The 12076-nt window shown below is 41.9% G+C and carries 11 protein-coding genes; 7 read left to right on the forward strand and 4 right to left on the reverse strand.

Annotated elements, in window-relative coordinates; translation table 11 throughout:
- Positions 1 to 558 precede the first annotated feature (558 nt).
- Together AC1D7X_RS00005 and AC1D7X_RS00010 are read right to left on the reverse strand one after the other, a co-directional pair.
- Complete coding sequence (locus tag AC1D7X_RS00005; RefSeq protein WP_495454649.1) at positions 559 to 1134, reverse strand: hypothetical protein; 576 nt, start codon at positions 1132 to 1134, stop codon at positions 559 to 561.
- A gap of 169 nt (positions 1135 to 1303) precedes the next feature.
- Positions 1304 to 2314, reverse strand: a complete 1011-nt coding sequence (locus AC1D7X_RS00010) for an ABC transporter substrate-binding protein (protein WP_495454648.1) — start codon at positions 2312 to 2314, stop codon at positions 1304 to 1306.
- A 163-nt stretch (positions 2315 to 2477) separates the two neighbouring features.
- Here AC1D7X_RS00010 and AC1D7X_RS00015 point away from each other — a divergent pair, with 163 nt between their 5' ends.
- From AC1D7X_RS00015 to AC1D7X_RS00025, 3 genes are read left to right on the forward strand one after another with little or no spacing between them, the layout of a single operon-like run.
- On the forward strand, positions 2478 to 3464 hold the full coding sequence (locus tag AC1D7X_RS00015) for a FecCD family ABC transporter permease (protein WP_495454647.1): 987 nt from the start codon (positions 2478 to 2480) through the stop codon (positions 3462 to 3464).
- On the forward strand, positions 3461 to 4504 hold the full coding sequence (locus AC1D7X_RS00020; protein ID WP_495454646.1) for a FecCD family ABC transporter permease: 1044 nt from the start codon (positions 3461 to 3463) through the stop codon (positions 4502 to 4504). The genes AC1D7X_RS00015 and AC1D7X_RS00020 overlap by 4 nt, the downstream gene beginning before the upstream one ends.
- 20 nt (positions 4505 to 4524) lie before the next feature.
- Positions 4525 to 5352: an ABC transporter ATP-binding protein gene (locus tag AC1D7X_RS00025; RefSeq protein WP_495454645.1), complete on the forward strand. Its 828-nt coding sequence runs from the start codon at positions 4525 to 4527 to the stop codon at positions 5350 to 5352.
- A gap of 270 nt (positions 5353 to 5622) precedes the next feature.
- Here the strand turns inward: AC1D7X_RS00025 and AC1D7X_RS00030 are convergent, their stop codons facing one another.
- Positions 5623 to 7074, reverse strand: a complete 1452-nt coding sequence (locus tag AC1D7X_RS00030; RefSeq protein ID WP_495454644.1) for a 4-hydroxyphenylacetate 3-hydroxylase family protein — start codon at positions 7072 to 7074, stop codon at positions 5623 to 5625.
- 155 nt (positions 7075 to 7229) lie between these two features.
- On the opposite strand from AC1D7X_RS00030, the gene AC1D7X_RS00035 reads away from it, so the two are divergent.
- Positions 7230 to 7505: a GNAT family N-acetyltransferase gene (locus AC1D7X_RS00035; protein WP_495474418.1), complete on the forward strand. Its 276-nt coding sequence runs from the start codon at positions 7230 to 7232 to the stop codon at positions 7503 to 7505.
- 38 nt (positions 7506 to 7543) lie between these two features.
- Positions 7544 to 8404: a GNAT family N-acetyltransferase gene (locus tag AC1D7X_RS00040; RefSeq protein ID WP_495454642.1), complete on the forward strand. Its 861-nt coding sequence runs from the start codon at positions 7544 to 7546 to the stop codon at positions 8402 to 8404.
- A 165-nt stretch (positions 8405 to 8569) separates the two neighbouring features.
- Here AC1D7X_RS00040 and araA read toward each other — a convergent pair whose 3' ends face one another.
- Entirely contained in the window at positions 8570 to 10063 is a 1494-nt protein-coding gene (araA, locus tag AC1D7X_RS00045) for an L-arabinose isomerase (RefSeq protein ID WP_495454641.1), read from the reverse strand.
- Between the two features lie 323 nt (positions 10064 to 10386).
- On the opposite strand from araA, the gene AC1D7X_RS00050 reads away from it, so the two are divergent.
- Together AC1D7X_RS00050 and AC1D7X_RS00055 are read left to right on the forward strand one after the other, a co-directional pair.
- Positions 10387 to 11250, forward strand: a complete 864-nt coding sequence (locus AC1D7X_RS00050; RefSeq protein ID WP_495454759.1) for a class I SAM-dependent methyltransferase — start codon at positions 10387 to 10389, stop codon at positions 11248 to 11250.
- A 4-nt stretch (positions 11251 to 11254) separates the two neighbouring features.
- The gene (locus AC1D7X_RS00055; protein ID WP_495454640.1) at positions 11255 to 11968 is read left to right on the forward strand and encodes an RluA family pseudouridine synthase; all 714 of its coding nucleotides are present in this window, start codon (positions 11255 to 11257) and stop codon (positions 11966 to 11968) included.
- Positions 11969 to 12076: the final 108 nt, after the last annotated feature.

Raw genomic sequence — 12076 nt, forward strand, 5'->3', positions numbered from 1 at the left:
TCTGTTTTTTGAATTCCTCATTAAACCGTTGTCGTTGTTCCCTCATAAAAGGACACCTCTTTCTTTGTTAAGTAAATTATCCAGTTTCTCTTAACAGGTGTCCACTTTTTATTCTAGCTACAAAATTCCAGTTAACTGATCTACGAAGTGTTCACTAGTCATATTAGCAGGAGTATTTCCTGTTATTATTAATGTGACTTCCGTTTCATTCCTTCATCCTGCTACTTCTTACATACTCCATTGTTTCAACACACAATTAAACTTAGTGCTTAGAGCCTTAGTGAATTATTGAATTAGTTACTTAGAGACTTAGAACATTGTTTATTTCGAAGAATTAGTTACTCAGTGACCTAGAGTATTAGTAACTTCGAAGCATTAGCGACATCGCGACTTAGTGTATTAGTAACTTCGAAGCATTACCGACATCGCGACTTAGAGCATTAGCGACTTCACGACTCAGAGTCTTACATCCTAACATCACTAAATCCCTAAATCCTTAGAAAGGGTCAAAAGGGTCAAAAGCCTTCCAACAACCGGAAGGCTTATTCATTCTCTTCATTATTTTAAAGTAGTCACTTCCGTCTCTAATAGCTTATACAGAAAAGCCATCGCAACAAAGAAAAGAAGGTCGACGAAAACAATAGTTAACGTTGGATAATCCGTCGTGACCATCACACCCAACATAGCCCCCATCATCCCTCCCATTATACCTGAGAGCATCCCGTCCATCGAAGCAAGAAGACTTAGTGGCAATCCTAATATATAGCCGACAACTATGCCAAAGAGAACGCCAATGACGGCAGACAATAATAATCGTTCAATTAGTATTCCCGCGATCGTTCCAACAACCATACTCGAGAGCATCCCCGCTGTCATTGTTGCCATCATACCTGACATTGTAGAAAGCGTTGATCCTTGTTTATGCAACCGACCCATCAGAACGGCTATGAGGAATATAACGATAATAAGAGAAATGATACCTGTATAAATCGTTAATGATGAAGTTCCTGTATTGTTAGTAGCATGACCCTCCCCATGAACATGGGCTAACACGGTTATACCTGGAATAATACAATACCCCACAATAATTACGCCGATGATTCTAACCCACATGAGCTTATACAGAGTTTTCATCCCACGTACCTCCTTCTCACATGTACCTACTAAATTAAGCCCTAATCTCGACCGTAACAGCAACATCTCATTAAATATATGGGTAAACAAATAGGTTATGCTATTTCTCATCATACAAAAACAGCCGACCCGTCTTGGGCCGACTGTTTCAATTCATTTATTCGCTTCTTTATTTCACATCATAAATGATGTAGAGCTCATCTAAGACTAGGTTAGCTGCTTTGATCCCACCTGCTGTATTCCAGATCGCATCATCCACACGATATACTCGTCCTTCTTTAACCGCGCTTAGACCTTTCCATAACGGATCATTGACCCATTCCTTTTCTGTATCGTTAGCTTTACCATCACCTGTGTCGTAAGTAAAATAGAACAAACGATGAGCATCCACTTCTGGTAAACGTTCTTTAGTGATTTCATCTACAAACGTTTCTTTACTATTCAATGTCATATCATTACGAGCAATACCGATCTGGTCGAAAATAATACCTGAGAATGTATCTCCATGATATACACGTGTCTTTCCGGCCATGAACCGAACCACGGACACCGTTTCTTTCAGTTTATCGCCAGCCTTAGCTTTGAAATCTTCAACTCTAGTGTCAAAAGCAGCCAGTTGCTTATCTGCTTCTTCTGATTTACCTAGTGCTTCAGCATAGAGCTTGAAGTTGATTTTCCAGTCACCACGTAGTGTTTCAGATTCAACTGTTGGTGCAATGGCCTTCAATTGCTCGTAGATCTCTTCATGACGCATCTTGTTAGCGATGATTAGATCTGGTTGCAATCCTGCGATTAACTCCAGATTAGGTTGTCCTTCTTCGCCTAACTCTTGAACACCTTCCATATCTTTTGCAATGTGATCATACCAAGGACTACCTGTCCATGATTTAACAGCTCCAACGGGTTTAATTCCAAGAGCCAACACGGCTTCAGTTCCTTCGTTGGTTAGAACGACTACACGTTGTGGTGTTCCTTTAATCTCAGTATCCCCCATAGCATGTTTGATGGTACGAACTTGGTCCGAGGATTGCTCTGTACCTACTGCATCGTCACTAACTTTATTAGACACATTTGCTGAATTATTATTATTAGATCCACAACCCGTTACGATCATTATTAGAATAAGAGTGCTTAGTACCCATCCCATTCTGGTCTTGGTCATATTGCCTTTCTTTAACATGCTAAATCCCCCTATGTATTAATAATTATTCCTACTGTGACCATAGTAATAATTATTCACCATATTGTCAATGAAAATGATTATCAATTGCATTGACACATGTACGTGAATCTACTAAAATTCTACTGTAGACTTACGCAAATGAAGCAGAAAGTAGGCATATATGAGATTACTTGGTCTTGCAAGTTCATTGTTATTACTAGTTGTAGCTATTATATGTAGTGTTATATATGGAGTTACCGATATTCCGTTATCCTCCATATGGGATTCTTTCCTTCATTATGATCCATTATCACAACAACATTTAATCATTCAAACGGTACGCGTCCCACGCGCCCTGATTGCTGCAGCTGCCGGTGCAAGTCTAGCAATAGCAGGAGCATTAATGCAAGTCATTACTCGTAATCCCATCGCTTCACCTAGCTTATTCGGGGTTAACTCGGGCGCTGCATTTATGGTCGTTATTGCATCAGGATGGCTCGGAATCAGTGGTATGCAATCACTGACTTTATTTGCTCTACTAGGCGCGGCCATAAGCGGATCTATCGTATTTTATCTTGGAAGTATCGGAAAAGATGGTATGACACCTATCAAAATTACGCTCGCAGGTTCATCCATTGCTGCCTTTTTTCACTCTATGACGCAAGGATATATGCTCACCAATGGTAAAATGTTCGATCAGATCCTCGTGTGGTTAGTAGGCTCTGTTGCAGGTAGAGATATGAATGCACTCATCAATGTGTTACCGTATCTATTGGTTGGCTTCGTTATAGCTCTATCACTCTCTAGACATCTTAACGTGTTATTAATGGGAGATGATGTTGCACAGACCCTTGGTCAACGTACGGTTGTAATCAAAACCCTAGCTTCTATTGCTGTAATTCTCCTTGCTGGGGGATCTGTCGCTATGGCTGGTCCAATTGCATTTGTAGGCATTATCATCCCACATATTGTCCGATTTCTCGTCGGCAACGATTACCGGTGGCTCATACCATACTCCGCCCTATTAGGCGGGATATTATTAGTAGGCGCAGATATTGGTTCCCGTTACATAGCTATGCCCAAAGAAATACCTGTTGGCGTAATGACGGCCATCCTTGGTGTGCCATTCTTCGTCTATATCGCAAGGAAAGGAAAACGAGTGCAATGAGTAAATACACATCACTGCGATGGAATAAGTCGAAATTTTCTTTCCTAATTGAGAAACGAACGCTATGGATTACTACGATATTATTTATTCTTACCGCCGCGCTTATTGTGATTAGTACTGGAATTGGTAGTAAATATGTGTCTCCTCTTGAAGTGATTCAGACGTTTGCCGGTAAAGGAAGTAGCGTGAATGACGTCATCATTATGAAACTCCGCCTTCCACGGATTATTATAGCCGTACTTGTAGGTGCCTCTTTAGCCGTTTCTGGTGCTGTTCTTCAAGGGATCATTCGCAACCCACTTGCTTCACCTGATGTAACGGGTATTACGGAAGGGGCTTCTCTTGGTACCGTACTGTTCATTTTCTTCTTATCTGAACATGTATCGATCCAATGGGCTCCCTTAGCAGCGATCATCGGTGCATTCGTCGTAACCGCTCTGCTCTATCTTCTGTCATGGAAGGATGGCGCATCCCCATTAAGGATGATTCTCATAGGAACGGGGTTATCTGCTGCTTTTAAGTCCATTTCTTATATGTTTATCATATCAGGCGCCTTTGTTCTTGCTAACAAATCAATGACATTTATGACTGGGAGCATCTATGGTTCGTCTTGGGAGAAAGATGTTACTACATTACTACCATGGGTTCTCATCTTACTCCCATTAACTTGGATTCAAGCACGACACGTGAATGTGCAAGCACTTGGAGATGATGTGGCTACAAGCGCTGGCGCAAACGTACAACTACACCGACTTATTCTACTATTACTTAGTGTTGCCCTGGCAGGTGCTGCTGTGGCAATAGGAGGCGCAATTACATTCATCGGTTTGATGGCACCTCATATGGCTAGAAAGCTAGTTGGTTCATCCTTCGGCGGATTGCTCCCTGTTAGTGCATTATTGGGTGCTCTGATATTACTTATCTCAGACCTAGCTGCAAGAACGATTTTTACACCTCTTGATATTCCAGCAGGCGTATTCACTGCAGCCATTGGGGCACCGTTCTTCTTATATTTACTATATCGTAGTCGAAATGCATAACTGAAGGAGGAATGACCTTAATGAGCATACTTGAAGCCAAAGACTTGGCCGTGTCCTACGGAGGAGTCTTCATCTTTGATCATTTAAACCTAGAAATACCTGAAGGGAAAATTACCGTCTTTATCGGTAGCAACGGTTGTGGCAAATCGACATTATTACGCTCATTAGCCCGTCTCCTTAAACCAGCGCAAGGCGAGATTCAATTGGACGGATCGAATATCTCAAACCTGGCTTCCAAATCATTAGCTAAGCAACTCTCTCTCCTTCCCCAAGGCCCCGTTGCTCCAGAAGGACTGACCGTCTTGCAATTAGTTAAGCAAGGTAGATATCCCTATCAGTCTTGGCTTCAACAATGGTCTAAGGAAGATGAATATGCTGTAAGCTCTGCAATACAAGCGACAGGTATTGAAGATTTAACGGAGCGGTCTGTTGATTCTTTATCTGGAGGTCAGCGTCAACGTGCCTGGATTGCGATGACACTAGCTCAACAGACCGATATTATATTACTTGATGAACCAACAACTTACCTTGATTTGACTCATCAGATCGATGTGCTAGATTTATTAAGTGAATTAAACGAACGAGACGGTCGTACAATCGTTATGGTCCTTCACGATATTAATCTGGCTTGCCGTTATGCGGATCATATCGTAGCCATTCAAGACGGAGCTGTATATACACAAGGACATCCTTCAGATGTCATTAATGCCGAAACCATTGAAGCTGTATTCCGCTTGAAATGTGAAGTAATGCCAGATCCTATATATGACTCTCCTATGATTGTCCCACAAGGTAAATTGCGAAGAAAAAGACAGAATTCACTCGGAGTTAATCTCTCCTCCATGTAAACACAGACAAAGAGCGCCACAATAGGCGCTCTTTGTCTGTTTATTCCTACGAAGTACTCACTTGAATAAAGTGCATATACATCCATTATGACTTTCCTTTTCCAACCACGAGCTCCATGATCATAATCATCAGCACAAGCAGTTGAATGAGCTGTTCTACGGTCATATCCGTCCGCCTCCATCTTATACAAGAATGGCTCTTTCGGACGGTTTCCCTCTCCTGTAAATCCGGACGTTCCCCCTACCATAGATATGCAAGTTAATAAGTGATTATGTCAGAAAATCATTCACTTTCTTGATTAAATGATCTTTATGCGAATAACCTTGAAATAGTCTCCTATTCACAGTATTAGCATCACCGAAGAAGAATCGCTCATATAGCGACTGTCGACCTCCAAACCCACTTGCACTTAGCTCCCATGCAAGTCGAAATAACTGTACCTTTTTCTTTGCATCCATGGAATTACCTTCTAAATAAGTACTTAAATAAGGTTCAATTTCCGTATTGAAGTCCGCTTCCGACGGAATCATAATGATGCCACTCGCTCCAATGAGTTGAATGATCTCCAACATACGAGGATATATTTTGGGAAACAACACGTTAGCTGTCCATAGCGAATTACGATCTGGCAACATACCTCCCCATCGATCAGCAGACGCATTAACCTCGGAAGCTATTAACAACGCCTTTAAGGTCTCGACACTAACGATCACTTCAGATACCTTTTCTATAATCTGTGGTTGTGCCCCTAGATCAAGAGACTCCACCATATTAAGAATGACACCTAGTAAGAACTCAGCTTTTGTAATGTACCTACACAATACTTGATGGGCAGAATGTGTATGAAATCCACTCTCACTAAATAAACGTTGAGATAAACGATCATTACCCGCAACAAATACACGGTTCCATGGAACAAGCACATGATCAAATACGATCAATGTATCCATTTCTTCGTACCTCGAACTCAACGGATAATCGAAGAGCGAACCCCCACCAACCATACTCTCACGGCAAATCCATTTCATCCCTGGTAAATTGTTAGGAACAGCAAATACAAAAGTATTGGGATTATTCGTCTCTTGAAGGTAGGTTGTAACCGGTGGATGAACCCATATCTCATCCGAAGTAACCCCTTGTGTAGCCAATAAAAAGGCACCGTTCACAATAATTCCATCCTTATTTGAATCTACTATCTTTGCCGCTTCGGTATCAAAAGATCCATTATCCATTAATTTCAGGACCCTACTTGCATGAGGTTGAACAAACACATGTGAAAGTGTCACGTCATTCTCACGGCAATACACATAATAATCTCTTAGATTCTGTGCATATTGTGGTGATCCCTCTGACAATATTTCAGAAGCAGCGTTAAATGACATCAAGGCCGTATTCATATAGTCCGGCGAACGGCCCATGAATCCTTGGTGCTGTTCACCCCACAATACCATCATCTCACGACGTCTGGCCACGTCTTCTTTGCTCTTGGGGTGCAGAAAAGACAGTCCTACTGGATTACCGGTTGTTGGAGAGCTAAAGGTCATTTTATTCTTATACATAGGCTCATGTTGCATATCGTACATGGAGGATTGTGTAACCATTAACCCTCGAAATGCTCTGTGATTAGATATCCGTCCCGAGAGCTTCTCTCCATGAAACCAGACTTCGGGCTTAGAGTGATCGATCTGCTGTATATATTGTGAACCTGTCTTGATCCCCATGTGTTAACCACCTTCTAAGCTTAATAATACCTCAGCATATTCTTTTCACCCAGGGTGAGAAAGGGGCAGACGCCCATTGTTTACAGAATACTTCACAACATTGGATTTCCTAGACTGTCAAATGTTACAATCTACAATATAAGGAGGCTTTGCCAATGAGTAACAACATTCAATCCGAAAAAGGAAGATTCTATATTGAAGAAGATGGACAGATGCTAGCAGAGATTACGTATAGTAGACCTGAACAACAGCAACTTCTTATTGATCACACATACGTATCTGAGACGCTTAGAGGCCAATCCATCGGTGAACAACTTGTTCGCCATGTTGACGATCAGGCTAGACAAGAGAACAGTAAGATTATTCCAGAATGTAGCTACGCCAAACACCAATTCGAGAAACATCCAGAATATGCAGATGTATTGAAGTAACCTTTTCATGGGAGAGGACAAATTGGAGGAATCTGCACTTGCTTAATCAACAACAACTACAGGATATTCAAACACTTCAACACCTTTGTGAGAATACCGACGCTATCGCCCTTAAGCTTAATTGGGAATCATTACGTTCCCGAAAAGCAGAGGAAAAGAATGATTATTTCCATTATTCAGATGATGGGAATACGCTAATCGGCTTCCTAGGTGTCTATAAATTTGGTGCTAAATTTGAGATTTGTGGTATGGTACATCCCGCGTATCGTCGACAAGGGATATTTACATCCCTATTTCAAAAAGCCACACAGGACCTATTTGAAGTAGGCTATTCATCACTATTACTAAACACACCTGCTAATTCGGTCTCTGGGAAACAATTCCTTCAATCGATCCCTTGTCAATATGAGAGTTCGGAATATCAGATGCGATGGGATTCTGCTCATATCCAGGACCCAACAGGCTCTAATGAAGTAGATACACCTCAACATGATGTTACCCTTCGCAGTGCTATCGATGATGATATCGAAGAATTGCTCCGTCTGGATAAAGAAGGATTTGGAATGAGTGACGACGATATACTTGATATGAAGAAGTCCTTAACTGAAGATGGGCTACAGCATATGTATGTTGTGAACTCTGACAGTGCAACTGTTGGAAAAGTTAATGTTGTCCCAATGGAAGCACAAACATGGATCTACGGCTTCGTAGTGGATCAAGCTCTTCGTAGTCAAGGGATTGGTCGTAAAACACTCCAGCTCATTATTGAGCAGGAACGGCCTAAGGAGAAGGAAATCTGGCTAGAAGTAGCCGTTCAAAACCCTAAAGCCTTGAAGCTATATGAAGCCTGTGGGTTCGTTACACAGGAGCAACAAGATTATTATCAATACAGTGGATAACGGATCGGATCGAAAAATAAAGTGCATCATTTCTAAAAAAGAAAAAGAGACGTTCAAACGGAATCGTTTGAATGTCTCTTTTATCGTAGATAAGTATCTCCACAGGGAATCGTTTGACCCTCATATGAAAGAATATTGCATTATTGGCTAAATCAAATGATAAAATTAAGAATTCATTTTCCAGTACATATCGTTCCAACGAAGCTCATTCTTAAACAGTTGTGGCGTTGTATTCTTGTCAATGATGACACACTCGATACCCACCACTTCTGCCCAATCTACAAGCTGTTCTGTAGTCACTTTATATGAGAATACGGTATGATGCGCTCCCCCTGCAAGAATCCAGGATTCCGCAGATACCGCAAGGGATGGTTCCGGTTTCCACATGACGCGCGCAACGGGAAGTTTCGGCATATCATGAATGGCTTTAACGGCATCAACTACATTAATGATAAGACGGAAACGATTCCCCATGTCCACCAGAGAGGCAACAAGTGCCGGGCCACTACGACTATCAAAAATCATGCGAGCAGGATCTTGACGATCCCCAATGGACAATGGATGAACTTCAATGCGTGGTTTGTCAGCAGCAATCGTTGGACATACTTCCAACATATGAGATCCTAGAATTAATTCGTTCCCTGGTTCGAAGTGATATGTGTAATCTTCCATGAAGGAAGTACCCTCATTACGAGCAATGATCTTCATGAGACGAAGTAAAGCAGATGTCTTCCAATCTCCTTCTCCACCGAATCCATACCCTTGTTCCATCAGACGTTGAACAGCAAGTCCTGGTAATTGCTTCATTCCATGTAGATCTTCGAAGTTCGTTGTAAAAGCGGAGAATTCACCTTGCTCAAGGAATGCCTTCATACCAAGCTCAATACGAGCCTGTTCAAGAATAGCTTCTTTTACTGGACCCGCAGATTTCGCCTGTTCAGATAATACATATTTCTGTGTATATTCTTCAAAGAGTGCATTAACATCACCTTCAGACACGCCACTAATCACATCAGCTAGATCACCGATCCCATAAGCTCTTACATCCCAGCCTAACTTGATCTGTGCTTCTACTTTATCCCCATCTGTAACGGCAACATTACGCATGTTGTCCCCGAAGCGAGCCAGTTTAAGATGTTGACTTTCATTAATTGCTGAAGCCGTTGCCATCCAACTACTAATGCGCTCCACAACAGCAAGATCATCCCAATAACCCACAACGACTTTACGAGGAATACCCATACGAGCACCGATAAATCCAAATTCACGATCACCGTGTGCAGACTGATTCAAGTTCATGAAGTCCATATCGATGGCATCCCAAGGGATGTCACGGTTAAATTGCGTGTGTAAATGTAGAAGTGGCTTCTTCAATTGCAAAAGACCCGCAATCCACATTTTGGATGGAGAGAATGTATGCATCCATGTAATAATACCGGCACAATTCTCGTCACTATTTGCATCGATACACAATCTACGTATTGAATCTGGGTTCGTAAGAACGGGTTTATTTACAATTTCAAATGTGACATTGTCATGACGATTAAGGCCTTCTACTATTTTACGGGAATGTTCTTCTACTTGTTGAAGTGTTTCTGGACCATATAAGTGCTGACTCCCGGTTACAAACCAGAATTGAAACGGTTTCACTTTTAACATGAATAAATCCTCCTCTAATAACTTCCATAGATATTTCATGCAAGCTTCACTATCAGGTTGAAAAGTTCACACCGTATTGTACGTACAACTAGAAGTGCTAATCATTCTTTTTCAAAAGGTTACATATGATAACTGCCTAACGTATCACTTGTTTAAATATCACCTTGTACGTACAACTTGTTACATCCCCATTTTAACCTCATGGAACGAAGATATCAAGTACATATTCAAAACCTTTTCCTTCATAAGATGTATTGTGTGGGACAAATGTTGTACAATATAAGCTAAATGACTTTTAGACTGAAATGAAGGATGGATTAATGATGTATGTAGCACACGACTGGAAAGATTACGAATTATTAGACACAGGTGACGGTGATAAGCTTGAAAGATGGGGCGATGTCTTCTTACGTAGACCTGATCCACAGATCATTTGGCCACTAGAGAATGAAACTGACGCATGGCGTAAAGTCCATGGTCATTACACTCGTAGTTCAGCTGGTGGCGGTCAATGGGATATGAAGAAACCTATTCCAGATCGCTGGACTGTTTCTTACGATAAGTTGAAATTCCACATAAAACCAACGAATTTCAAACATACTGGACTATTTCCAGAACAAGCTGTGAATTGGCGCTGGATGATGGACAAAATTTCAGCTGCAGGTCGTCCGATTAAAGTATTGAATCTATTCGCATATACAGGTGGTGCCACGGTTGCAGCAGCTTATGCGGGTGCAGAGGTTGTACACGTAGATGCAGCTAAAGGTATGGTGCAATGGGCGAAAGAGAATCTTCATCTTTCCGGTCTACAAGACCGGCCGGTACGATTCATCACTGATGACGTATTTAAATTCGTACAACGTGAACAACGTCGTGGGAATAAATACGACGCTATCATCATGGATCCCCCTTCCTATGGTCGTGGTCCTGGTGGCGAGATGTGGAAGCTGGAGTCCAGCTTGTATCCGTTTCTTGAGAGCTGTATGGAAATTATGTCAGACAACCCTCTCTTTATGCTCATCAATTCCTATACGACTGGGATTTCACCAACGGTTCTGACCAATATGTTGTCTATGACTATGGCTCGGAAATATAGTGGTAGTATATCTTCAGGGGAAATTGGTCTTCCTATTTCTTCATCAGGCCTAACTCTTCCATGTGGTATTCTAGGTCGCTGGGAGGCTTAAATCTATGAAGCAAGAGGATACATCGAATTCCACTATACCTATCCTCTATGAGGACAACCATCTTCTTGGCATTGTTAAGCCTGTGAATGTTCCTACCCAAGAAGACGCATCGGGTGATCCCGACCTCGTGAATATTCTTAAACAGGATATTAAGGAACGGTATAATAAACCCGGCAACGTATACGTTGGGCTTGTTCATAGACTAGATCGACCTGTTGGAGGCGCAATGATTTTCGCGAAGACATCCAAGGCAGCTTCCCGTCTATCCGAAACTGTTCGAAGCCGTAGTTTCCGTAAAGTCTATTTAGCCGTCGTACACGGAACCCTATCTTCCCCACAAGGAAGATTACACGATATGCTGTTAAAAGATCCTAAGACGAATACTGTATCTGTTGTTGCGCGTGGTACAGCCGGAGCCAAAGAAGCGATCCTAGATTACAAAGTGATCGGAACCTCAGGTTCTTTAAGTCTAGTCCAAGTCGAACTTCTTACAGGGAGATCCCATCAGATTCGTGTACAGTTCAGTCATGCTGGTTACCCCCTATATGGTGATCAGAAGTACGGTCGTGGGGTGAACAAGGTTGGACAGCAAATCGCCCTTTGGTCGGTATTTGTTGGCTTCCCTCATCCCGTCACGAAGGAAGAAGTGACATTAATCTCTACACCGCCATCCCAATATCCTTGGGACTTATGGCCGCAAGATCAGATTAGATTATAGTGGAACAATTTCTATTCTTGGATGTCACTGACAAAGTCGACACATTGTGTAGGATGCCGCTACGATAACGGATTGTCCTTACGATCGCTGTTGCCCTCAGATTTCTTG

The organism is Paenibacillus sp. Y568 (assembly GCF_059445545.1).